We start from the raw sequence: 21,284 nt of genomic DNA, 5'->3' as shown, positions 1-21,284 counted from the left end.
AACTAACCGACTCCACCATACTGGGCTTCCCGCGATTCGGCGAGATCAACCTCGGCCGGCCCTCCGGCCGCTCGTTGCGCCGCCTACGCTCGGACGGGTGTTGCCGCGAACGGTCGAATGGGTGGACGGTCGGATCAGGCTGATCGATCAGACGGCGCTGCCGGAGCTGCGGCTCACCGACGTCGCGACGGTGGACGCGCTCATCGACGCGATCCAGCGGCTCGTCGTGCGCGGCGCCCCGGCGCTCGGGGCCGCGGGCGCGCTCGGGGTCGCCCTCGCCGCGGGGACCGCCACCGGGGCCGAGCTCGCCGCCGTCGCCGCACGGCTCGCCGCGGCCCGGCCCACCGCGGTGAACCTCGCGGTCGGGGTCCGGCGGGCCCTCGCGGCGGCGCCGCACGGCCCGGACGCGGTGCTCGACGCCGCGCTCGCGGTGCTCGCCGAGGACGCGGCCGCGTGCCGGGCGATCGGGGCGCGCGGCGCCGAACTGCTGGAGGAGCTCTGCGGACCGGCGCCGCTGCGGGTGCACACCCACTGCAACGCCGGGGCACTGGCCTGCGTGGAATGGGGTACGGCGCTGGGCGTGGTCCGCTCGCTGCACGAGGCGGGCCGGGTGGCCCACGTCGTCGCCGACGAGACGCGTCCGCTGCTGCAGGGCTCCCGGATCACCGCCGTCGAGCTGTCCGAGCTGGGCGTCCCGTACCGGATCGTGGTCGACGGCGCCGGTCCCTCGATCATCGCGCGCGGGCTCGTCGACGCGGTCGTGGTCGGCGCCGACCGGGTCGCGGCCAACGGTGACATAGCCAACAAGATCGGCACCTATCCGCTCGCGCTCGCCGCGGCCCGCGCCGGGATCCCGTTCGTCGTCGCGGCGCCGGAGTCGACGCTCGACCCGGACACCCTCGACGGCGCCGCCATCGAGATCGAGGAGCGGGCGCCCGACGAGGTGCTCGGCGCCGGGGTCGCGCCGGCCGGCAGCGCGGCCTGGAACCCCGCCTTCGACGTGACTCCGTCCGACCTCGTGACGGCCGTCGTCACCGAGGACCGGGTGTGGCGCCCGTGACGCGCGTGCCCACCTCCGCCCGGGGCATCGGGGGCGCGCCGTTCCGGCTGATGCTCGGCGCCACCGTCCTCGCGTTCAGCGGGTACGCGCTGCTGCTGCCGGTCGTGCCGCTGTGGGTGGCGCGTGGCGGCTCCGGCGCGTTCGGCGCAGGTGCGACCACCGGCGTACTGATGCTCGCCACGGTGGTCACCCAGCTCGGCGTGCCGTGGATGCTCGCCCGGATCGGGCACCGGTGGGTGCTCGCGATCGGGTCGGTGCTGCTCGGGGCGCCCGCGCCACTGCTCGCGCTGTCGCCGGCGCTGGCCCCGGTGCTGGGCGTCTCCGTCCTGCGCGGCATCGGGTTCGGGATGCTCACCGTCGCCGGCGGCGCGCTCGTCGCGGAGCTCGTGCCGCGCGCCCAGCACGGGCGGGCCGCAGCCCGGTACGGCCTGGCGGTCGGGCTGCCGCAGCTCGGGCTGCTCGCCGCGGGCGTGGCGGTGGTCGACCAGCTGGGGTTCACCGTGGTGTTCCTCGCGGCCGGGGTGGCGCCGGTGCTCGGCGCGCTGCTCGTGCCACTGATCGGGCCCGCCGGTGGCGACGGGGCCGACCCGCTCGCCGGGCCGGCCGGGGCCGGGATGCTGGCCCGGTCGGCGTTCGCGCCCGTGCTGGCGATGATCGCCTGTTCGATCGCGCAGGGCGGGCTGATCACGTTCCTGCCGCTGGCCGCGCCCGACGCGGGGCTGCTCGTGGCCCTCGCCCTGCTGGCGACGTCGGCGGGAGCGCTGCTCGGGCGGCTGCTGGCGGGCGAGCTGGTGGACCGGCGCGGGTGGGGCGCCCGCCTGCTCGCGCCCGGGATGCTGCTGACGGCCGCCGGGATGGTGGCCGAGGTCATCGCCGTCACGACCGGCGGCGGAGTGCTGCTCGCGGTGGGGGCGGGCGTCGTCGGCGTCGGGTTCGGCGTGGTGCAGAACGCCTCGCTCACCGCGCTGTTCACCGCGTTCGGCAGCGCCCGGTACGGGGCCGCGAGCGCGGCCTGGAACATCGCCTACGACGCGGGCACCGGCGTCGGCGCCGTCGGCCTCGGGGCGGTGGCGGAGCCGTTCGGGTTCGCGGCCGCGTTCGGGACGTCCGCGGCGCTGCTGGGCGGCACCGCCCTCCTCGCTCGCACCCGCCGCCGCTGACGCCGGCCATCGGGACTACGCGGGGGCGGCCGTGGGGAGGCCGTGCTCCGCGGCCGCGTCGAGGAGCCGCTGGTCGTAGCTGAGCAGGACGTCGACCTCCTCGCGGATCAGGAGCGCGGTGGCGAGGTGGATGGCGTCCAAGGAGCGGAGCATCGGGTCGGGCAGCCGGCTGGCGGACTCCAGAAGCGCCGGGGTCAGTTCGATCTGATTCACATCCGCGAGCATCAGGTCGGTGCGCGGCAGCTGATCGGCGGCGACGCGGAGCGTGCTTCGCCGCGCTTCGACAGCCAGGAGCGCGCTGGAAACCGTCGGCTTGTCGCCGATCGCCCGGGACAGTGCGGCTGACTCGGGCTCCTGCCATACCGTCTTCAGGAACGCCGACGTGTCCAGGTAGATCAATAGCGTTCCTCGTCGCGCATCTCCTGCAGCACCTCGCTCAGCGGCCGCGCGCCAGGTGGGGCGGGTGGTGGGGGCAGATGATCCATCAAGTTCCCCGTCGCCCGCCGCAGCTGCCCCGCCGCCTCCAGTCGGTCGAGGATCGACCCCGGCTCCTCCGCGGGCACCAGGTACGCGACGAGCTTGCCCCGTTCGGTCACCGGCACCCGCTTCCCGGCCTTGGCCATCGCGACGTACCGCGACGCGTGCTGGCGCAGTTCGCGGATGCCGATGCTCTCGGGCTGGCTCATCTCACCAAGGTAGCACGTAGGTGCTACATAGTTTCAGTGTCCACGCGCGATCCATTCCTCCAGGTGCGGCAGCTCGCTGCCGATCGTGGTGGAGTCGCCGTGCCCGGTGCGCACGGTGGTGTCGCCGGGCAGGGTGAGCAGCTTCTCCCGGATCGACTCGATGATCGTGTCGAACGAGGAGTAGGACCGTCCGGTCGCGCCGGGGCCGCCGTTGAACAGGGTGTCGCCGGTGAAGACCGTGCCGAGCTCGGGGGCGTACAGGCAGCTGGAGCCGGGGGAGTGGCCAGGGGTCTGCAGCACCCGCAGCACGACCCCGCCGGCGGTGACCACGTCGCCGTCGGCGAGTTCCCGGTCGGGCTTCCGGTCCGGGTGGGTCATCTCCCACAGCGGTGCTTCGGCCGGGTTGAGCAGGATCGGCGCGCCGAACCGGTCGGCCAGGGCCGGGGCCTGGTTGACGTGGTCGTCGTGGGCGTGCGTGCAGACGACCGCCACCACCCGCCGGTCCCCGACCGCGGCGGCGATCTCGTCGGCGTCGTGGGCGGCGTCGATGACGGCGACCTCGCGGTCGTCGCCGACGATCCAGACGTTGTTGTCGACGTCCCAGGTGCCGCCGTCGAGGGAGAAGGTGCCGGACGTGACGACGTGGTCGACGGGGCTCATCGCACGTCCTCGCTGGCGCTCTTCCGGCGCTGCGCGCGGGCGCTGTGTCGATGGTTCGCTCGCTGACGCTCGCTCACAGGACCACCACCGACCGCAGCACCTCGCCCTTGTGCATCTTCTCGAAAGCGGCCTCGACACCGTCGAGCGGGATCGTCTCGGTGACGAACTTGTCCAGCGGGAGCCGGCCCTGCAGGTGCAGGTCGACCAGCATCGGGAAGTCACGGGAGGGCAGGCAGTCGCCGTACCAGGACGACTTGGTGGAGCCGCCGCGGCCGAAGACGTCGATCAGGGGCAGATCGACGGTCATGTCCGGGGTGGGGACGCCGACCAGGACCGCGGTGCCGGCCAGGTCGCGGGCGTAGAAGGCCTGCTTGAAGGTCTCCGGCCGGCCCACGGCGTCGACGACGACGTTGGCGCCGTTGCCGTCGGTGAGCTCCTTGACGGCCTCGACGACGTCCTGCTCGCGGGCGTCGATGGTGTGGGTGGCGCCGAACTCCTTGGCCCACTCCAGCTTCCGCGGGTCCATGTCGACGGCGATGATCGTGGACGCGCCGGCGAGCTTGGCGCCGGCGATGGCGGCGTCGCCGACGCCGCCGCAGCCGATCACGGCGATGGAGTCGCCGCGGCCGACCTTGCCGGTGTTGATGGCGGCGCCGATGCCGGCCATCACGCCGCAGCCGAGCAGGCCGGCGACCTCGGGCTTGGCCGCGGGGTCGACCTTGGTGCACTGGCCGGCGTGGACGAGGGTCTTCTCGATGAACGCGCCGATGCCCAGGGCCGGGGTGAGCTCCTGCCCGGACTCCAGGGTCATCTTCTGCGTGGCGTTGTGGGTGGAGAAGCAGTACCAGGGCTCACCGCGGCGGCACGCGCGGCAGGTGCCGTCCACGGCACGCCAGTTGAGGATGACGAAGTCGCCGGGGGCGACGTCGGTGACGCCCTCGCCGACGGCCTCGACGATGCCGGCGGCCTCGTGGCCGAGCAGGAACGGGAACTCGTCGTTGATCCCGCCCTCGCGGTAGTGCAGGTCGGTGTGGCAGACCCCGCAGGCCTGCACCTGCACGACCGCCTCGCCCGGCCCCGGGTCGGGCACGGTGATGGTCTCCAGCGTGACCGGCTCGCCCTTGCGGTGCGCCACGACTCCGCGGACCTGTTGCGGCATGGTGCTTCCCATCCTCGACGTCGGAATTGCATGCGCAGCCTGCCATGCGTGCGCGGCGCCGGTAGGTTGCGGCACGTGATCGAGTACGTGGACGAGGGCGATGTCGCGGTGCTGCGGCTGGCGCACGGCAAGGTCAGCGCGATGGATATGGAGCTGTGCGAGGCGATCGCCGAACGGTTCCGGGCGCTGGCGACCGACCCGGCGCGGGCCGTCGTCCTCACCGGAACGGACCACACCTTCTCGGCAGGTGTCGACCTGCGGCGGTACCTCGACGAGGGGGAGCCGTACGTGCGGCGGTTCCTGCCCGCGCTCGCCGACGCGTTCCGGGCGGCGTTCGAGCTGTCCAAGCCGGTCGTGGCGGCCGTCAACGGGCACGCCATCGCGGGCGGATGCGTGCTGGCCGCGTGCGCCGACGTCACGCTCATGGCCGACGGCGACGGCCGCATCGGCGTGCCCGAGATCAAGGTCGGGGTGCCGTTCCCGCGGATGGCCGTCGAGGTCCTGCGGTACGCCGTGGGTGATGTCGCGGCGCGCCGGCTGATCCTCGGTGCGCGCACCCACCGGCCCCGTGACGCGCAGGCCGTCGGCCTCGTCGACGAGGTCGTGCCCGTCGACGAGCTGCTGCCGCGGGCCGTCGAGGCCGCGCGGTCGCTCGCCGCCGACGTCCCGCCCGACACGTTCGCGGCCATGAAGGCGCAGCTGCGGCGCGAGGCCCTCGAGCGCACCGACCGGTACGCCGACGAGGAGGACGCCGTCACCGCCCTGTGGAGCCGCCGCGCCACCGACGGGTGGACCGCCGACTACCTGGCGGCCGTCACGCGGAGGTGAGCGTGCCGATCGCGGCGTCGACGTAGCGGCGCAGTGCGTCACCGCTCGGCGCGGCGGCCGGTGTGGCGTGGGTCAGCTGGGCGTGCCCGAGGTACGACGTGTAGGCCAGCAGGCTGCGATGTCGGGCGTCCTCGGGTGGGAACCCGAGCTCACCGAACAGCGCGGTGAGGTAGGTCAGCCGGCGTTCGGTGACGCGGGCGAGCACCGGGGCGACCAGCGGGTGCCCCGCGGTCGGCTGCAGCGCGAGCTCCACTGCGGCGCCCGTCGGCCGGTCCTCGTGCTCGCCGAGGGCGATGGCGAGGACGGCCCGCAGCCGCGCGCGGACGTCCGGTTGGGCCTCGACGAGCGCGATGACCTCCTCGGTCTCGGTGCGCTCCCAGTGCAGCAGGGCCGCCTCGAGCAGGGCGTCGCGCCCGGGGAAGTGCCAGTAGAAGCTACCCTTCGTGGTGCCGAGCCGGGCGGCGAGCGGTTCGACGGCGACCGCGGCGGCGCCGCCCTCGGCGAGCGCCTCGTAGGCCGCCACGGTCCAGTCCCATGCTGTGAGTCGCTTCCGCTCCGCCACGACCGTACGGTAGCGTACGGTCATTCCATACGGTGGCGTACGGAGGTCGTCATGGTGCACAACGTCCACGAGCGCGTGCTGCCGGTTCCGGTGGCCGACGTCGAACCGCTGCTCGACGGGCTCGGCGGCCCGGACGACCGGCTCTGGCCGTCCCCGGCGTGGGCGCCGATGGTGCTCGACGGGCCGCTGCGCATCGGCGCGTCCGGTGGGCACGGCCCGATCCGGTACCGGGTCACGGCGTACGAGCCGGGGCGGATGGTCGAGTTCACGTTCCACCCGCGGGTGGGGCTGCACGGGCGGCACACGCTGATCGCCGAGCCGGCCGGCCCGTCGCGGACCGTGCTGCGCCACGTCGTCGAGGGCCGAACGGCCGGGCGCGTGCTGCTGCTGTGGCCGCTGGCGATCCGGTGGTTGCACGACGCCGTGCTGGAGGACCTCCTCGACCGGGCCGAGGCCGAGCTCGGGACCGGCCCGGCGCGGCCCGCCTGGTGGTCGCCGTGGGTGCGGCTGCTGCAGCCGCTCGAAGTGCCGCGGGCGCGCGAGGTGGACCTGCCGGCCACCGCACTGCTCGCCGGAGCCCTGGAACGCGTCGACTGGGCCGACGCGTACGCGGTCGTGTGCCACCCGGGCATGCCCACCGATCCGCAGGCCTGGGCGGATGCGATCTTCCGCGACCCGCCGCGTTGGGTGGTCGCGCTGCTCGGCCTGCGGCAGGCCGTGGTCGGGCTCGTCGGCATCGAGCGCGACGACGGCACCGCGTTCGACACGCTCGCCCGCACGGACGACGAGGTGCTGCTCGGCACCGACGCGGGGCACCTCGACTTCCGCGCCTCGGTGCGGCGGGAGCCGGACCGCGTGGTGCTGAGCACGGTCGTCCAGGTGCACAACGCACGTGGCCGCGCCTACTCGGCGCTGGTGCGGCGGGTGCACCCGGTGGTCGTGCGGGCGATGCTGACGCGCGCGGCGCGGCGGCTCTCCCGCGCGCCGCGCGTGGCGCCGACCCGCGCGAGCGGCACGTTCGCGCGATAGGTTCGCGCGAACGGGCCGTTCGCGCGATGGGTGCCTCAGTGCAGCGGCGCCGGCTCGCCCAGCGCCTCGGCGATGAGCGGCGGGATCGGCCGCTTCCCCGATCCGTCCGTGGCGATCACGACGTAGACGGTGCGGCCCGCGCAGGTGACCTCGGCCCCGTCCCGGCGCACCTCGAAGTCCAGCGCGAAGCTGGTGCGGCCGACGCGGGCGGTGGAGACCGCGACCTCGATCGCGTCCTGCCAGCGCACCCCGGCCTTCCAGTCGATCTCCGAGTGGACGAGCTGCACGTCGTACCCCGCCTCGATCATCGCGTGGTAAGGCGCTCCCCGAGCGGTGAAGAACGTGGCCATCGCCTCGTCGAACCAGGTGAGGTACCAGCCGTTGAAGACCACGCCCTGGGCGTCGATCTCCATGTACCGGACGGTGACCGGGTGGATGACGACGTCGCTCATCCCCGCGAGTGCTCCGCCGGGCCGAACACCACGAGCACCGACAGGTCCTCGGTGACGTCGGTGAACCGATGCGCCTCCCCGGCCGGGACGAAGACGACCGAGCCGGGACCGACCGGGGTCTCACCGGAGTCCGCGACGAGCCGGGCGGCGCCCCTCAGCACGACGTAGATCTCGTCCTCGGTGTGCGGCTGCTGGCCGTCGACACCGTCGGCGGGGATGCAGTAGGTGCCCAGCGACAGGTCGGGCACCCGCAGGTGCTCGACGTAGTTGCTCTGTCTGCCGTCCGGCAGCACGAACTCGTGCGCGCCCTGCACCACCTGCATGCCCGGACCGTACCGGGTGCCGGCGTCCGTCGTGATCACGTCGTGCCGGGGAGCACGCGGTCGACGAACGCAGTGACCTCCGCGAGGACCTCGTCCCGGTTGGTCTCGTTGAAGACCTCGTGGCGGGCGCCGGCGTGGACCCGCTCCTCGAACCGGTTCCCACGCAGGAGCTCGATGCCCTCACGGGTCCCGTCGATCGGTACCAGCCGGTCGTCCGCGCCGTGCACCCAGAGCGTGGGCAGGTCGCCCAGCCCGCCGTCCGCGCGGATCCGGTCCAGGCACGCGGCGAGTGCCTCGAGGGTCGGCCGGGCGAACCTCCCGTGCCACACCAGGGGGTCGGCGGCGTAGGCCGCACCGACGGCCGGGTCGCGGGAGAGAGTGTCGGGGTCGATCGGGGTGTCGGGGATCTCGTCGAGGGCGAGCAGCGTGTTCACCGTGTCCCAGCGGCCGAGAACGGGACCGGACAGGACGAGCGCGGCCAGTTCGTCGCCGTACCGCTGCGCGTACCGGGCCGCGATCATGCCGCCCATCGAGTGCCCGACGAGCACGGTCGGCAGGCCCGGGTCGCGGTCGCCGGCGCGTCCGGCGAGCTCGTGGAAGTCGGCCACGACCTGCTCGTAGTCGCCGACGAGCACCCGCTCACCCGCGCTCTTGCCGTGCCCCACGTGGTCGACGCCGTGGACGACCGCGCCGTGGCGGACGAGCGCGTCGGCGACGTGCTCGTACCGGCCGATGTGCTCGCCGTAGCCGTGGCACAGCAGCGCGATGTAGCGCGCGTCCTCCCGCGGCCACGTGCGGGCGACGAGCTCGCCCCCGTGGCCCGGGTACGTCCACTCCTGCGATTCCGCCATTCGCATCCTCCTGCCCAGGCGCTTCGCGCTCGTGAGTGGAAGACGTCGTCCGCGCGACGTTTTCCACTCACGGGTGCGAAGCGCGTTCTCGGATCGTCCGGTTGACCGCGCGCCCGAACGCCGTGACGACGCCCCGCACGGTCACGGGCTTGAGCTGCGAGAGGGCCTCCGCCAACCGGCGGCGCTCGTCGGCCGGGCGGCCGCGGTCGCGGTAGGGCTGCAGCACCTCGTCCTGGAACATCTTCATCAAGTCCTCGGCGAGCGCCGTGGTGTGCTGCTCGATGAGGTCGTGCGCCCGCCGCCAGAGCTCGGTGGGCAGCCCCGAGTCGAGGACGGCGAGGCCACCGCTCAACGTGCCGGTGCCGTGCAGCCGCACCCGGCCGTCGTCGAGCAGGGTGATCGCGCCGAGGCCGACCAGTGCCTCGACGTCGGCCGCGGTGAGCGGGCGGCCCGCGCGCCGGTCGAGCTCGGCCCGGTCGACCTCTTCGAGCTGCTCGGGCACCCACGGTGTGAGGAGTGCCCGCTGCAGTGCGAGCTCCGCGGCGCCTGCCGTCTGCGGCAGCCGCTCCAAGTGGCCCTCGATGGCCGACAGCGTGAACCCGAGCGCCGAAAGTTCGCTCACCAGCTCCAGCCGCGCCACGTGGTCCGGCCCGTAGAGGCCGGTGCGCCCGCGCAGCTGCGGCGGCGGCAGCAGCCCCCGCCCGGCGTAGAAGCGGATGTTGCGCACCGTGATCCCGGTGCGCGCGGCCAGCTCGTCGATCGTGAGGAGCGCCTGCTCCTGCTCCGGTGCCGCCATGGGCTGGAGGGTAGCGCGAAGCTTGACCTATGTGACAGCGCTGCTGTAACAATCCTGACATGAGTGAGATCCCCGAGGCATTCGTCTACGACGCCATCCGCACGCCGCGCGGCCGGGGCAAGGCCTCGGGCTCGCTGTACGAGGTCAAGCCCGTCTCGCTGGTCGTCGGGCTGATCCAGGAGCTGCGGGCGCGCTACCCGGAGCTCGACCCCGCGACGATCGACGACGTCGTGCTCGGCGTCGTCTCGCCGATCGGGGACCAGGGCGGCGACATCGCCAAGACCGCCGCCATCCTCGCCGGTCTCCCGGAGACCACGGCGGGCATGCAGCTCAACCGCTTCTGCGCCTCCGGGCTCGACGCGGTCAACAACGCCGCCCACCAGGTGCGCGCCGGGATGGCCGACTTCGTGCTCGCGGGCGGCGTGGAGGCGATGTCCCGGGTGCCGATGGGCTCCGACGGTGGCGCCTGGGCGATGGACCCGGAGACCTCCTACGAGACCGGCTTCGTGCCGCAGGGCATCGGCGCCGACCTGATCGCCACCCTCGAGGGCTGGAACCGCGACGACGTCGACGCGTACGCGCTCGAGTCGCAGACCCGCGCGGCGAAGGCATGGGCCAACGGCTACTTCGCCCGCTCGGTCGTCCCCGTCAAGGACCGCAACGGGGTCACGGTGCTCGACCGCGACGAGCACGTGCGCGCCGGCACCACGCTGGACGCGCTCGGCTCGCTGCAGCCGTCGTTCGCGATGATCGGCGACCAGGGCGGGTTCGACGCGGTGGCGCTGCAGCGCTACCACTGGGTCGAGCAGATCGACCACGTGCACACGGCGGGCAACTCGTCGGGCATCGTCGACGGCGCCGCGCTCGTGCTGCTGGGCACCGAGGAAGCGGGGAAGGCGGCCGGGCTCACCCCGCGCGCCCGGATCCTGTCCACCGCCCTCTCCGGCGCCGACCCCACGATCATGCTGACCGGCCCCGCGCCCGCCACCCGCAAGGCGCTCGCCCGCGCCGGGATGACTGCCGACCAGATCGACCTGTTCGAGATGAACGAGGCGTTCGCCGCCGTCGTGCTCCGGTTCATGAAGGACATGGGCGTGCCGCACGAGAAGGTCAACGTCAACGGCGGCGCCATCGCGATGGGCCACCCGCTGGGCGCCACCGGCGCCATGATCCTCGGCACCCTGATCGACGAGCTGGAGCGCCGCGACCAGCGCTTCGGCGTCGCCACGCTCTGCGTCGGCGGCGGCATGGGCATCGCCACGGTCGTCGAGCGCCTCTCCTGAAGGGATACGTAGTGACTGAGCAGAAGGCTCCATCTACCCGCCCCGCCGGCTCCGCAGGCTCCGCCGACTTCCATCCCCCGGTCCGCTGGGAGAAGGGCGAGGACGGGATCGTCGTCGTCACCCTCGACGACCCGGGCCGCAGCGCCAACACCATGAACGACCGCTACGTCGCCGCAATGGGCGAGTGCGTGGACGCGTTGGCGGCCGCCAAGGACGACATCACCGGCGTGATCGTGACGTCAGCGAAGAAGACCTTCTTCGCCGGCGGTGACCTCGACTCCATGAGCAAGGCGACGCCCGCCGACGCGCCCGCCGTCATGGAGAACTCGATGCGGGTGAAGGGGCAGCTGCGCAAGCTGGAGAAGCTGGGCAGGCCGGTGGTCGCGGCCATGAACGGCACCGCCCTCGGCGGCGGCCTGGAGATCGGGCTGGCCTGCCACCACCGCATCGGGCTCGACGCCAAGGGCGTGGTCTACGGGCTGCCCGAGGTGACGCTCGGCCTGCTGCCCGGCGGTGGCGGCGTGGTGCGCACCGTGCGGATGCTCGGCATCGCGAACGCGGTGATGAACGTGCTGGTGCAGGGGCAGCGGCACAAGCCGGCGAAGGCGCTCGAGATCGGGATCATCGACGAGCTGGCGACGAGCCACGAGGAGATGCTGACGAAGGCGCGCGCCTGGATCGCCGCCAACCCGGAGGCCGCGCAGCCGTGGGACAAGCCCGGTTACAAGGTCCCCGGCGGCACCCCGTCGACCCCGAAGCTGGCCGCGATGCTCCCGGCGTTCCCGGCCAACCTCCGCAAGCAGCTCAAGGGCGCCCCGATGCCGGCGCCGCGCAACATCCTCGCCGCCGCCGTCGAGAGCACGCAGGTCGACATCGAGACCGCCTTCCGGATCGAGGCGCGCTACTTCACCGAGCTGGTCACCGGCCAGGTCGCGAAGAACATGACCAAGGCGTTCTTCTACGACCTGCAGGCGATCAACGGCGGGAAGTCGCGGCCCGACGGCTACGAGCGCTGGCAGCCCACCAAGGTCGCGGTGCTCGGCGCCGGGATGATGGGCGCCGGCATCGCCTACACCTGCGCATTGTCGGGCTGGGAGGTCGTGCTCAAGGACGTCTCGCTCGAGGCGGCGCAGAAGGGCAAGGCCTACTCCGAGGCCCTGGTCGCGAAGGGCGTCAAGCGCGGGAAGACCACGCAGGAGAAGGGCGACGCGCTGCTCGCCCGGATCACCCCCACCGCCGACTACGCGGACCTCGCCGGTTGCGACATCGTCATCGAGGCCGTGTTCGAGTCCGTCGAGCTCAAGCACCAGGTGTTCCAGGAGGCGGCGAAGCACCTCGCCCCCGACGCCCTGCTGTGCTCCAACACCTCGACGCTGCCCATCACCGAGCTGGCGAAGGGCGTCGACCGGCCGGCCGACTTCATCGGCCTCCACTTCTTCTCCCCGGTCGACAAGATGCCGCTGGTGGAGATCATCCGCGGCGAGCGGACGTCGGACGCCGCGCTCGCCAAGGCGTTCGACGTGACGCTGGGGATGAAGAAGACCCCGATCGTCGTCAACGACAGCCGCGGCTTCTTCACCAGCAGGGTGATCGGCACGTTCCTCAACGAGGGCGTCGCGATGATCGCCGAGGGCATCGACCCGCAGACGATCGAGCAGGCATCCGCGCAGGCCGGCTACCCCGCCCCGGTGCTGCAGCTGATGGACGAGCTGACGCTCACGCTGCCGCAGAAGATCCGCAAGGAGACCCGGGCCGCGGTCGAGGCCGCGGGCGGTACCTGGCAGGCGCACCCGTCCGAGGCCGTGATCGACCGGCTGGTGGAGGAGTTCGACCGCAAGGGCAAGAGCTCCGGTGCAGGCTTCTACGAGTACGCCGACGGCAAGCGGGTGCGGCTGTGGCCGGGGCTGCGCGAGCACTTCGGGGCCACGAACCACGACGTCGACCTGCGCGAGCTGTCCGAGCGGATGTTGATCATCGAGGCGCTCGAGACCGTCAAGTGCTTCGACGAGGGCGTGCTCACCTCGGTGCCCGACGCCAACATCGGCTCGATCTTCGGCATCGGCTTCCCGGCCTGGACCGGTGGGGTCATGCAGTACATCGAGGGCTACCCGGGCGGGCCCGCCGGGTTCGTGGCCCGCGCCGACGAGCTCGCGGCCAAGCACGGCGCCCGCTTCGAGGTGCCGGCGAGCCTGCGCACCCGCGCCGGGCAGGCAGCGACCACGGCGGCCTGAGGGGATTGCAGCAAAGCCACTTTCATGCAACCACGTTGCGTGAAAGTGGCTTTGCTGCAACGCGCCACCGCGCCCCTCCGGGGCTCGGGTGTGCTCAGCGGGGCACGGTCGGCTGGAGGACCGCCTCCACGACGGCCTCGGTGCGCAGGTGCGTGCCGGACTGGTATCCCGGATCGCGCACCATGTCCGAGAACGCCCGGCGGCTCGGGTAGGAGACCAGGAGCACGGCGTCCCACGCCTGGCCCTGCTCGGCCACGATCGGGTCGGCACCGTGGCCGAAGTAGAGCACGGTCGCGCCCACCTGCTCGGCGTACGGCGTGAAGTGGGCGAGGTACTCGTCGTAGCGCTCCGCGCCGCCCTCGGCGAACCGGAGCAGGTTGAGCATGACGATCGGCTGGTCGGGGTCGGCGGCGAGGAACGCCTTCATGTCGGCCCCGGTCGGGTTCACTGCCATGGCGCCATCCTCGCGCGCTGTGACGCTCCCGGCGCCCCGCCCGTCCCCGATCGGACGACTCGGGCATCCTGGACGCGTGGTGGACTGGGTGTTCTCGATCGTGGACCGGCTGGGTGCCGTGGGCGTCGGCCTGCTCATCTTCCTCGAGAACGTGATCCCACCGATCCCTTCCGAGGTGATCCTCCCGCTCGCCGGGTTCCGCGCTCGCACCGGCTCGCTGAACATCCTGGCGGTCTGGCCTGCGGCCACGGCCGGGTCGGTCCTGGGTGCGCTGGTGCTCTACGGCCTGGGCGCGTGGCTCGGCTACGAGCGGCTCCACCAGCTGGCGGGCCACCGCTGGTTCGTGCTGGCCAGCCAGAAAGACATCGAGCGCGGTGACGCGCTGTTCGACAGGCACGGCGGCAAGGTCGTGCTGCTGGCGCGCTGCGTGCCGCTGATCCGCAGCGTCGTGTCGGTCCCGGCCGGGATCGCGGGGATGCCGCTGACGCGGTTCGTGCTGCTCACGGCGATCGGCAGCGGCGTCTGGAACGCGACGTTCCTCTGGCTGGGGTGGATTCTCGGCGAGAACTGGGGGCAGGTGGAGGGTTGGCTTGGCCCGATCACCTACGTCGTGGTCGGGCTGCTGGTGGTCGGGGTGGTGATCCTGGTCGTGCGCAGGATGCGCCATCGCGCCGCGCGCGAGGAGGAGAAGGCGGCCCGGGAGGCGGGCGGTCCGGCCGATGCGGATGCGACTCGCCCGATTCCGCGGGTGCCGGGGCCGGAGCACGCCGGCTCGCGTCCCCCGGTTGCGCCCGCGCCTCACGGGCAGCACGGGCCCGCTCGGCCCGGCGACGGCCGGGTTCCGCCGAGCGCGCGGCCACCGGTATCCGGTCCGCCGCCGTTCCCGGGCCGCCCGCCCGCCCCGGGCCAGCCTGCCCCGGGGGGAAGGCCGCCGGGCCCGGCGCAGGGGCCGGGACGAAGGTCTCGGTGACACGGGCTTGCCCGGCGCCGTCCCGCTGCGCCATGCTCCGCCGGTTGAACCCGCAACCGGGCGGGGCGCAGAACGAGGTGGACGTGGCAACGGAGCAGGAGTGGGTCGAGGACCGGCTGCGTTTCGCGCTCGGTGACCGTGACCTGGATCCCGGGTCGGACGGGCCTCCGGACGGCACCGCGGCGGTCGGTCCGCTGGCCGGTGAGTTCGTGCGCCTCGCCACGGTGCTCGCCGACGCCACCACCGTGCACGGTGTGCTGGAGCGGGTCGTGCACGCCGGCCGGAACGTTGTCCCGGGCGCCGATCTCGTCAGTGTGACGATGCGGGCGCCCGGCGGGTTCCACACGCCGGTGCAGACCGACGAGCTGGCGAGCCGGCTCGACGAGGTGCAGTACCGGTTCGACGAGGGCCCGTGCGTGGAGGCCACCCGCACCGCCGGGCTGGGGCTGTCGTTCTGCGCGGATCTCGGCGCGGGCGAGGAGTATCCACGCTTCGGGCCGGCTGCCGCGCGCCTGGGTGTCCGCAGCGTGCTCGCGGTGGGACTGTTCCCGCACGGGGGCGACGCGCCGCGGATGGGCGCGCTCAACTTCTACTCCCATGAGGTCGGCGGGCTCGACGAGGTGGACCGCGACATCGCGCTCGTGCTCGCCGCGCACGCCGCGACCGCACTCGCGGCCACCACGGTCTGCGCGACCGCGGAGCTGGAGGCGGCGCAGCTGCGGCAGGCGCTCAGCACCCGCGACGTCATCGGGCAGGCCAAGGGCATCCTCATGGAGCGCCGGAAGATCTCCGCCGACGAGGCGTTCGAGGCGCTGCGGGCCGCCTCGCAGGCCCTCAACATCAAGCTCACCCAGGTGGCGCAGACCCTCGTGGAGCGCCGCACCGAGCTCTGAGGCCCGACCGTCCGATCCGGGGCGCCGCCGCCCTCCTCCTCCGTCGCCACCCGGTCCGTCCCCCGGGTCCGGCGTCCCTGCCACCTGTCGCCTTGACACTGCTACCGCTCGGGCTGCATGGTTAGGTACATGAGTAATGAACCGACGGGCCGAGGCACTCGGTGGTCGGGGTGAAGGACGACGGACGGCCGCTCTTCCTGCAGATCGCGGAGCAGATCGAGAACGCAATCGTCGACGGGTCGCTCGCCGAGGAGGCGCAGGCGCCATCGACCAACGAGCTCGCGGCCTTCCACCGCATCAACCCGGCCACCGCGGCGAAGGGCGTGAACCAGCTCGTGCCCGACGGGGTCCTCTACAAGAGACGGGGGATCGGGATGTTCGTCGCATCCGGCGCGCGGACCCTCCTGCTGGAGCGCAGGCGCGAGGACTTCGCGCGGCAGTACGTGGCCCCGCTGCTGGCGGAGGCGCGCAAGCTCGGGATGGACACCGAGCAGATCAAGAAGCTGATCGATGTCTGGGGGGACCAGGAATGACCGCGGTCAGGATGAGCGGGGTGACGAAGCGCTACGGCGACGTCACCGCCCTCGACGGGGTGAGCGTCGAGCTCGCCGAGAACCGGATCCACGGCCTGCTCGGCCGCAACGGCGCGGGCAAGACCACGCTCATGCAGGTGCTCACGGGCCAGGCCTTCGAGACGGCCGGCACGGTCGAGGTCTTCGGGGAGCACCCGTACGAGAACGCCCGGGTGCTGAACCGGGTGTGCTTCATCAAGGAGAGCCAGCGCTACCCCGACGCGTTCCGCGTGAAGCACGCCCTGCGTGCCGCCGAGCTGCTCCACCCCAACTGGGACCCGGCCTTCGCCGACGAGCTCATGGCGGACTTCGCGCTGCCGGCCAACCGCCGGATCAAGAAGTTGTCACGCGGCATGCTGTCGGCGGTCGGGGTGGTCATCGGGCTGGCCTCCCGCGCCCCGCTGACGTTCTTCGACGAGCCCTACCTCGGACTCGACGCCGTCGCACGCCAGCTGTTCTACGACCGGTTGCTCGCCGACTATTCCGAGCACCCGCGCACGGTCGTTCTCTCCACACACCTGATCGACGAGGTCAGCGACCTGATCGAGCACGTCGTGCTGATCGACAGGGGACGGATCCTGATCGACGAGGACGCCGGCACCCTGCGCAGCGCCGCGGTCACCGTCACCGGGCCGGTCGGCGCCGTCGAGTCCTTCGTGGCGGGTCGCACCGAGCTGCACCGCGAGCAGCTGGGCACCTTCCTGCGCGTGACCGTTGCCGGCCCGGGTGGCTCCGCCGACGGACGCGGCCTGGACGTCGAACCGGTGACGCTGCAGCAGCTCGTCGTCCGCACCACCCAGCACAGCAACAAGGCCAACGGGCAGCCGGTCGGGGCCGGTGCCGGGGGAGGCGAGCTCCGATGAGGCGCGTACTGGACGTCGCGCGGACCCTGACCGTCAACTGGTTCATGGTGATCGGGCTGCCGCTGGTGGTCCTCGCCCTCGCGTTCGCGCTCAACCTGGTGATCTTCGCCGTGATCGGTGACGAGGCTCCCGAGGAGGGCCGGATCAGCGGTGCCCTGATGTCGGTCTACATCACGATGGGCATCGCGCACCTGCAGACGATCACGCAGGTGTTCCCGTTCACGCTCGGGCTCAGCGTCACGCGGCGGGCCTTCTACGCGGCCACCGCGTTGGTCGTGGTGGCGCAGTCGCTGTTCTACGGGCTGATCCTCGTGGCGGGTGTCCGGCTGGAGGCCGCGACCGGAGGTTGGGGTCTGGGCATCCGCTTCTTCGGACTGCCGTTCCTCGGCCAGGGCAACGTCGTCGCGCAGTGGCTGGTCTACGCCGTGCCGATGCTGGCGATCACCGCGATCGGGGTGTTCATGGGCGTGGTCTTCAAGCGGTGGGGCCAGCCCGGGGTGTACGTGGTGGGCCTCGGCGCCGCCGTGCTGGCGACGGCCTTCGTGCTCGTCGTCACCTGGCAGCGGTGGTGGCCGGCGGTCGGCTCGTTCTTCGCGAGCCAGTCGTCGCTGGCCCTGTACGCGGGCTACCCGCTGGTGATCGCGCTGGTGCTCGGCGGGGCGGGTTGGCTGGCCCTGCGCCGGGCCACGCCCTGACCGGGTCAGTACTCGTAGGGGTCCCGCGGCGCCGGCACGACCTCGACGGCCGCCACGGTGAGCGCGGGAGCGTGCCCGGTGGCCGCCGTGGCGCTGCCGGGTTGCACCGTGCCCCGGACCCGCAGCCAGGTGTCCGTGGCGATGTCGCCGATGTCGCCGACCAGCCGGACCCGGTGCGGGCGGGCGTCGGCGGCGCAGCAGGCGATCATCAGGCGGGCGAGGTCGGTGGCGGCGCCGCGCCGCACGGCGAAGCCGGTGAGCGTGACCTGCCGACCGTCGAGCGAACCGGATGTGTCCACACCGCACGCTGTACGAACTCCGCGAGTGCCACCTCGGGGGCGTCGCCCGGCGGAAGCGGGGCGAACACGTCGGAGGCCTGCACCACCGCGTGCGGCCCGGACCGGGCGACGGCGTCGGCGCCCAGCGCGGGCGGGGCGACGAGGGCGATCACCAGCACCGGGGCTAGGAGCAGCCAGGGGGCGTGCCGCTCGGCGCCGCCGTGCTCGTGCCCTCCGGTCGCCGGCGCCGCCGTCCGGTCGCGGACCAGGGCCACGACGGCGAGCAGCACGACCACCGCTCCCGCGGCGACGAGCAGCCAGCACGACCGGATCAGGCCGCGCCCCGCGGATCAGGAACGCGGTCTTCGCGCCCAGATGGCCCCCGGCCGGGCCAGGATCGCGGACACGAGCACCGCGCAGAAGACGTGCAGTGAGGTGACGCGCCGGGTCCGGGGCAGCGTGGTCACGGGCGGGATGCTGCCAGGCCGAGCCGGGTCTGCGGGGCCGCACGGACAAGGTCGCCGGCCGGCCCCGCTCCGCTCAGTTCGGCGGGCCGGCAGGCGCGGAGTCCACCAGGGCGGAGTCGGGCACCTGGATCGACACCGGGGCCCCGAAGTCGAAGAGGTCCATGCTGATCGACGTCGAGGGCAGCCCCGCCTGCTTCGCCTCCATCTCGAACCTGGTGAGGCGGCCGTCGCCGTCGATGTAGACGTCAGCGGGCAGCGGCTCGGTGATCGACTGCGTGGCGGCGCCGCCCGTCGCGTCGACCATGGCCTGCGCGTCGAGCGTCAGCTCGAAGTGCCGGGTCTGGACGCCACGGACCTCGGCGGGGCCCACCTCGCGCACGTCCTTCGCCGCCTTCTCGAACATCGCGAGCTGCTGGGCCGGGTCGAAGCTCCCGCCGCCTGCGGCGGCGAGCGCGGCCAGGTCCATGGAGAACCACCGCTCCTCACCCGGCAGCTGCTGGTACATCGTGGTGCCCGCGGTGATCATGCGCATGGACTGCGGCGGGGTGCCGGGCACCGAGACGGTGAAGTCCATCTCGGTGAGCTGCTGCGCGAAGTCCTGGCTACCGGTGGCCGTGGTCGTGAGGGTCTGGCCGTCCTGGCTCGCCTCGAGGCTCATCTCGAAGCGCGCCGTGCCCGCGGCCTTCGTGGCCTCCGATGCCGCCACAACGGTCTGGAGTGGGTCTCCGCCCGTGGGTGTGGTGGCCGCCTGGTTCGAATCGGCGGTCACCGGGGTGCCGACCTCCGGTGTGGCGCCCCCGCAGCCGGCGACGAGCGCCGCGGCCGCGAGCCCTACGCCGATCTGGAGCCACCTGACGTTTCGCATGTTCCCCCCAAGCAGGTAGTGGACGGCCACACTGGCAGACCACGCGGCGGGTCCCGGCGTCGGCCTCCGCTACGCCGTCACACCGCCGTCACACCGTGGTCGCGGCGTCCGCGCGGGCGAGGAGCTCGGCGAGTGCGTCATCAAAGGGCCCCGGGTTCTCCAGATTGGGCAGGTGCGCCGCGCCGTCGACCACCACCAGCCGGGCGCCCGGCACCGCCGCGGCGATCGACTCCGCCTCGGCGGGCGGGGTGAACACGTCCCGGGCGCCGACGACAACGGTGGTGGGCACGGTGATCGTGCCGAGCGTCGTGCGGTGGTCGGGCCGGTCGGCCCGCGCCCGCTGTGCGGCAGCGGCTCCGGCGGGGTCGGTGTCGCGCATCATCGTGAGCACGTGCTCGGCGACGTCCGCGGGGGCGTCGGGCGTCACCATCCGGTAGAGGACGTCGACGGCGTAGGGGTCCATGCCTTCGGCGAGGAGCCGGTCGGCCTGCGCGAGCCGGTCGCGGCGGGACTCCGCCGTCTCGTCCGCCGCCGTGGTGTCGGCGAGCAGGAGCCCGGCGACGCGCCCCGGGTGGCGGGCCCAGAACTCGAGGGCGATCTGCCCGCCCATCGACAGCCCCACGACGACGGCCCGCGGCACCCGGAGTGCGTCCAGCAGGAACGCGAGGTCGTCGGCGAAGGCGCGCCACTCCGGCACCGCGCCCGCGCTCGCCCCGTAGCCGCGCAGATCCGGTACCATCACGCGCCGCTGGGCGCCGAAGGCCCGCAGCTGCGGGCGCCACATCGACCGGTCGAACGGGTGGCCGTGCACGAGCAGCAGCGGCGTCGCGCGGTCCGGGCCGAGGTCGTCGTAGGCGAGCGTGCCGTAGTGGCGGCTGATGGTCTGCATCGCAGCTCCTCTCGTTGACGATCCGAGTCTGCGCGGTGCATCATCCGAGTTCAATACTGACAATGTGCTCGGAGCAATCGTGGATGATTTCCGTGCGATCGCCGACCGCGTGGCCGCCGACATCGCGGCGGGCCGACTGCGCCCCGGGGAGCGGCTGCCCACACAGCGCCGGTTCGCACGGGACCGGGGGGTCGCGGTGTCCACCGCGTCCCGCGTCTACGGCGAGCTCGGCCGCCGTGGCCTCGTGACCGGCGAGGTGGGCCGGGGCACGTTCGTCCGGGCCGCGCCGCCCGACCCGGGCCCCGCACTGGCCGAACCCGGGCGCGCGGCGGCGGTGAACCTCGAGCTGAACTTCCCGATGCTCAACGGGCAGGCGGAGCTGCTCGCGCCCGCGCTCACCGGCCTGCTCCGGCCCGACGCGCTGGAGGCGACCTTGGCGCAGTCGCGGGCCACGGGTACGGCGGCTGCGCGCACCGCTGCCGCCGTCGTGCTCGCCCGTGAGGGCTGGGCGCCCGCCGCCGAGCACGTGCTGTTCGCCGGGAACGGGCGCACCGCGATCGCGGCCGCGATCAGCGCGCTCGTGCCCGTGGGCGGCCGGCTCGGCGTGGAGGGTCTGACCTACCCGGTGGCGCGTACGATCGCCGCCCGCCTGGGCGTGGAGATGGTCCCGCTCGCGATGGACGCCGACGGCGTGCTGCCCGAAGCGCTCCGAGCCGCGGGCCGGCTGGACGCGGTCTACCTGCAGCCGACGCTGCACAACCCGGTCGGCACGACGATGCCGCGCTCCCGCCGGGCGGCGATCGCCGACGTGCTGGCCGAGCGGGACCTCACCGCCGTCGAGGACACCATCTACGCGTTCCTCCGCGACGGGCCGCCGCCGCTGGCGGCGATCGCCCCGGACCGGACGGTCGTCGTGGACAGCCTGTCCAAGCGGGTCGCGCCGGGGCTCACGCTCGGGTTCGTGGTGCCACCACCCGCGCTGCACGACCGCATCGCCGCCGCGCTGCGGTCCGGCGGGTGGACCGCGCAGTCCTTCACGCTGGAGGTGGCGACGCGCTGGATGGCCGACGGGGTGGTCACCGGAATCGAACGGATGAAGCGGGCCGACGCCGCGGTACGCCAGCAGCTGGTCCGGGAGCGGCTCGCCGGCTTCGCCGTGCACTCCGACCCGGCCGCCTACCACTGCTGGTGGGAGCTGCCGCCACCGTGGCGGGCCGACATGTTCGTGGCGGCGGCGGCCCGCCGCGGCATCGCCGTG

Annotated in this window: 26 protein-coding genes; 12 read left to right on the top strand and 14 right to left on the bottom strand. The window is 73.2% G+C overall.

What is annotated here, in order from left to right; genetic code table 11:
* Positions 1 to 100 precede the first annotated feature (100 nt).
* On the top strand, positions 101 to 1,060 hold the full coding sequence (gene mtnA / locus KME75_RS13730) for an S-methyl-5-thioribose-1-phosphate isomerase (protein ID WP_219415036.1): 960 nt from the start codon (positions 101 to 103) through the stop codon (positions 1,058 to 1,060).
* Positions 1,048 to 2,220, top strand: a complete 1,173-nt coding sequence (locus tag KME75_RS13725; protein ID WP_308282754.1) for an MFS transporter — start codon at positions 1,048 to 1,050, stop codon at positions 2,218 to 2,220. Before mtnA ends, KME75_RS13725 begins: the two co-directional genes overlap by 13 nt.
* A 15-nt stretch (positions 2,221 to 2,235) precedes the next feature.
* On the opposite strand, the gene KME75_RS13720 is transcribed toward KME75_RS13725, so the two are convergent.
* The 4 genes from KME75_RS13720 to KME75_RS13705 form a co-directional block, all read right to left on the bottom strand.
* Positions 2,236 to 2,619, bottom strand: a complete 384-nt coding sequence (locus KME75_RS13720; protein ID WP_219415017.1) for a type II toxin-antitoxin system VapC family toxin — start codon at positions 2,617 to 2,619, stop codon at positions 2,236 to 2,238.
* Positions 2,616 to 2,906, bottom strand: coding sequence for a type II toxin-antitoxin system Phd/YefM family antitoxin (locus KME75_RS13715; RefSeq protein ID WP_219415016.1), 291 nt, complete (start codon positions 2,904 to 2,906; stop codon positions 2,616 to 2,618). The genes KME75_RS13720 and KME75_RS13715 overlap by 4 nt, the downstream gene beginning before the upstream one ends.
* Before the next feature lie 33 nt (positions 2,907 to 2,939).
* Entirely contained in the window at positions 2,940 to 3,566 is a 627-nt protein-coding gene (locus tag KME75_RS13710; protein WP_219415015.1) for an MBL fold metallo-hydrolase, read from the bottom strand.
* Between the two features lie 73 nt (positions 3,567 to 3,639).
* The gene (locus KME75_RS13705; protein ID WP_219415014.1) at positions 3,640 to 4,725 is read right to left on the bottom strand and encodes an S-(hydroxymethyl)mycothiol dehydrogenase; all 1,086 of its coding nucleotides are present in this window, start codon (positions 4,723 to 4,725) and stop codon (positions 3,640 to 3,642) included.
* Between the two features lie 75 nt (positions 4,726 to 4,800).
* On the opposite strand from KME75_RS13705, the gene KME75_RS13700 reads away from it, so the two are divergent.
* Complete coding sequence (locus KME75_RS13700; protein ID WP_308282753.1) at positions 4,801 to 5,553, top strand: enoyl-CoA hydratase/isomerase family protein; 753 nt, start codon at positions 4,801 to 4,803, stop codon at positions 5,551 to 5,553.
* Here KME75_RS13700 and KME75_RS13695 read toward each other — a convergent pair.
* Entirely contained in the window at positions 5,540 to 6,115 is a 576-nt protein-coding gene (locus KME75_RS13695) for a TetR family transcriptional regulator (protein ID WP_308282752.1), read from the bottom strand. The genes KME75_RS13700 and KME75_RS13695 overlap by 14 nt on opposite strands.
* A 51-nt stretch (positions 6,116 to 6,166) precedes the next feature.
* On the opposite strand from KME75_RS13695, the gene KME75_RS13690 reads away from it, so the two are divergent.
* The gene (locus tag KME75_RS13690) at positions 6,167 to 7,144 is read left to right on the top strand and encodes a DUF2867 domain-containing protein (RefSeq protein WP_219415011.1); all 978 of its coding nucleotides are present in this window, start codon (positions 6,167 to 6,169) and stop codon (positions 7,142 to 7,144) included.
* 35 nt (positions 7,145 to 7,179) lie between these two features.
* Here KME75_RS13690 and KME75_RS13685 read toward each other — a convergent pair whose 3' ends face one another.
* The 4 genes from KME75_RS13685 to KME75_RS13670 all read right to left on the bottom strand — a co-directional run bounded on the left by KME75_RS13685 (position 7,180) and on the right by KME75_RS13670 (position 9,566).
* Positions 7,180 to 7,596, bottom strand: coding sequence for an acyl-CoA thioesterase (locus tag KME75_RS13685; RefSeq protein ID WP_219415010.1), 417 nt, complete (start codon positions 7,594 to 7,596; stop codon positions 7,180 to 7,182).
* Positions 7,593 to 7,919: a cupin domain-containing protein gene (locus KME75_RS13680; RefSeq protein WP_219415009.1), complete on the bottom strand. Its 327-nt coding sequence runs from the start codon at positions 7,917 to 7,919 to the stop codon at positions 7,593 to 7,595. The genes KME75_RS13685 and KME75_RS13680 overlap by 4 nt, the downstream gene beginning before the upstream one ends.
* Positions 7,920 to 7,954: 35 nt before the next feature.
* Positions 7,955 to 8,770 carry an alpha/beta hydrolase gene (locus tag KME75_RS13675; RefSeq protein ID WP_219415008.1) on the bottom strand — a complete coding sequence of 272 codons (816 nt, stop codon included), beginning with the start codon at positions 8,768 to 8,770 and terminating at the stop codon, positions 7,955 to 7,957.
* A gap of 67 nt (positions 8,771 to 8,837) precedes the next feature.
* Positions 8,838 to 9,566: a MerR family transcriptional regulator gene (locus KME75_RS13670; RefSeq protein ID WP_219415007.1), complete on the bottom strand. Its 729-nt coding sequence runs from the start codon at positions 9,564 to 9,566 to the stop codon at positions 8,838 to 8,840.
* Positions 9,567 to 9,625: 59 nt separating this feature from the next.
* Here KME75_RS13670 and KME75_RS13665 point away from each other — a divergent pair, with 59 nt between their 5' ends.
* Together KME75_RS13665 and KME75_RS13660 are read left to right on the top strand one after the other, a co-directional pair.
* Positions 9,626 to 10,849 (top strand): acetyl-CoA C-acetyltransferase, encoded by a 1,224-nt coding sequence (locus KME75_RS13665; protein WP_219415006.1) that lies wholly within the window; start codon positions 9,626 to 9,628, stop codon positions 10,847 to 10,849.
* Positions 10,850 to 10,956: 107 nt separating this feature from the next.
* On the top strand, positions 10,957 to 13,080 hold the full coding sequence (locus KME75_RS13660; RefSeq protein ID WP_308282758.1) for a 3-hydroxyacyl-CoA dehydrogenase NAD-binding domain-containing protein: 2,124 nt from the start codon (positions 10,957 to 10,959) through the stop codon (positions 13,078 to 13,080).
* 94 nt (positions 13,081 to 13,174) lie between these two features.
* Here KME75_RS13660 and KME75_RS13655 read toward each other — a convergent pair whose 3' ends face one another.
* Complete coding sequence (locus tag KME75_RS13655; protein WP_219415004.1) at positions 13,175 to 13,534, bottom strand: DUF1330 domain-containing protein; 360 nt, start codon at positions 13,532 to 13,534, stop codon at positions 13,175 to 13,177.
* Between the two features lie 76 nt (positions 13,535 to 13,610).
* On the opposite strand from KME75_RS13655, the gene KME75_RS13650 reads away from it, so the two are divergent.
* The 5 genes from KME75_RS13650 (at position 13,611) to KME75_RS13630 (ending at position 17,527) form a co-directional block, all read left to right on the top strand.
* Positions 13,611 to 14,504 (top strand): DedA family protein, encoded by an 894-nt coding sequence (locus KME75_RS13650; protein WP_308282751.1) that lies wholly within the window; start codon positions 13,611 to 13,613, stop codon positions 14,502 to 14,504.
* A 44-nt stretch (positions 14,505 to 14,548) separates the two neighbouring features.
* Positions 14,549 to 15,397 (top strand): ANTAR domain-containing protein, encoded by an 849-nt coding sequence (locus KME75_RS13645; RefSeq protein WP_246632039.1) that lies wholly within the window; start codon positions 14,549 to 14,551, stop codon positions 15,395 to 15,397.
* Between the two features lie 170 nt (positions 15,398 to 15,567).
* Positions 15,568 to 15,930 (top strand): GntR family transcriptional regulator, encoded by a 363-nt coding sequence (locus tag KME75_RS13640; RefSeq protein WP_308282750.1) that lies wholly within the window; start codon positions 15,568 to 15,570, stop codon positions 15,928 to 15,930.
* Entirely contained in the window at positions 15,927 to 16,832 is a 906-nt protein-coding gene (locus KME75_RS13635) for an ABC transporter ATP-binding protein (protein WP_219415001.1), read from the top strand. The genes KME75_RS13640 and KME75_RS13635 overlap by 4 nt, the downstream gene beginning before the upstream one ends.
* Complete coding sequence (locus KME75_RS13630) at positions 16,829 to 17,527, top strand: hypothetical protein (protein ID WP_219415000.1); 699 nt, start codon at positions 16,829 to 16,831, stop codon at positions 17,525 to 17,527. The genes KME75_RS13635 and KME75_RS13630 overlap by 4 nt, the downstream gene beginning before the upstream one ends.
* A 5-nt stretch (positions 17,528 to 17,532) precedes the next feature.
* Here the strand turns inward: KME75_RS13630 and KME75_RS13625 are convergent, their stop codons facing one another.
* From KME75_RS13625 to KME75_RS13610, 4 genes are all read right to left on the bottom strand, one after another.
* On the bottom strand, positions 17,533 to 17,772 hold the full coding sequence (locus KME75_RS13625; RefSeq protein WP_219414999.1) for a TIGR03943 family putative permease subunit: 240 nt from the start codon (positions 17,770 to 17,772) through the stop codon (positions 17,533 to 17,535).
* Positions 17,736 to 18,095: a hypothetical protein gene (locus KME75_RS13620; protein ID WP_219414998.1), complete on the bottom strand. Its 360-nt coding sequence runs from the start codon at positions 18,093 to 18,095 to the stop codon at positions 17,736 to 17,738. The genes KME75_RS13625 and KME75_RS13620 overlap by 37 nt, the downstream gene beginning before the upstream one ends.
* Positions 18,096 to 18,345: 250 nt before the next feature.
* A complete protein-coding gene (locus KME75_RS13615; protein WP_219414997.1) occupies positions 18,346 to 19,137 on the bottom strand; it encodes an SCO4651 family lipoprotein in 792 nt (263 codons plus the stop codon).
* An 88-nt stretch (positions 19,138 to 19,225) separates the two neighbouring features.
* Positions 19,226 to 20,026, bottom strand: coding sequence for an alpha/beta fold hydrolase (locus KME75_RS13610; RefSeq protein ID WP_219414996.1), 801 nt, complete (start codon positions 20,024 to 20,026; stop codon positions 19,226 to 19,228).
* Positions 20,027 to 20,105: 79 nt separating this feature from the next.
* Here KME75_RS13610 and KME75_RS13605 point away from each other — a divergent pair.
* Positions 20,106 to 21,284 (top strand): aminotransferase-like domain-containing protein (locus tag KME75_RS13605; protein WP_219414995.1); only part of this gene is annotated, 1,179 nt, incomplete at its 3' end.

Origin of the sequence: Pseudonocardia nigra (assembly GCF_019396355.1) — a bacterium.
In the GTDB taxonomy this organism is placed as follows: Bacteria; Actinomycetota; Actinomycetes; order Mycobacteriales; family Pseudonocardiaceae; genus Pseudonocardia; species Pseudonocardia nigra.
The sequence above is the reverse complement of the archived record's forward strand: the minus strand, read 5'-3'. Positions and strand labels throughout refer to the sequence as shown.

Bases quoted from the DNA above. Each gene is read 5' to 3' on its own strand.
- KME75_RS13715 (WP_219415016.1), bottom strand. From the start codon at position 2,906: ATGAGCCAGCCCGAGAGCATCGGCATCCGCGAACTGCGCCAGCACGCG.
- KME75_RS13710 (WP_219415015.1), bottom strand. From the start codon at position 3,566: ATGAGCCCCGTCGACCACGTCGTCACGTCCGGCACCTTCTCCCTCGAC.
- KME75_RS13705 (WP_219415014.1), bottom strand. From the start codon at position 4,725: ATGCCGCAACAGGTCCGCGGAGTCGTGGCGCACCGCAAGGGCGAGCCG.
- KME75_RS13690 (WP_219415011.1), top strand. From the start codon at position 6,167: ATGGTGCACAACGTCCACGAGCGCGTGCTGCCGGTTCCGGTGGCCGAC.
- KME75_RS13685 (WP_219415010.1), bottom strand. From the start codon at position 7,596: ATGAGCGACGTCGTCATCCACCCGGTCACCGTCCGGTACATGGAGATC.
- KME75_RS13680 (WP_219415009.1), bottom strand. From the start codon at position 7,919: ATGCAGGTGGTGCAGGGCGCGCACGAGTTCGTGCTGCCGGACGGCAGA.
- KME75_RS13675 (WP_219415008.1), bottom strand. From the start codon at position 8,770: ATGGCGGAATCGCAGGAGTGGACGTACCCGGGCCACGGGGGCGAGCTC.
- KME75_RS13670 (WP_219415007.1), bottom strand. From the start codon at position 9,566: ATGGCGGCACCGGAGCAGGAGCAGGCGCTCCTCACGATCGACGAGCTG.
- KME75_RS13665 (WP_219415006.1), top strand. From the start codon at position 9,626: ATGAGTGAGATCCCCGAGGCATTCGTCTACGACGCCATCCGCACGCCG.
- KME75_RS13655 (WP_219415004.1), bottom strand. From the start codon at position 13,534: ATGGCAGTGAACCCGACCGGGGCCGACATGAAGGCGTTCCTCGCCGCC.
- KME75_RS13635 (WP_219415001.1), top strand. From the start codon at position 15,927: ATGACCGCGGTCAGGATGAGCGGGGTGACGAAGCGCTACGGCGACGTC.
- KME75_RS13630 (WP_219415000.1), top strand. From the start codon at position 16,829: ATGAGGCGCGTACTGGACGTCGCGCGGACCCTGACCGTCAACTGGTTC.
- KME75_RS13615 (WP_219414997.1), bottom strand. From the start codon at position 19,137: ATGCGAAACGTCAGGTGGCTCCAGATCGGCGTAGGGCTCGCGGCCGCG.
- KME75_RS13610 (WP_219414996.1), bottom strand. From the start codon at position 20,026: ATGCAGACCATCAGCCGCCACTACGGCACGCTCGCCTACGACGACCTC.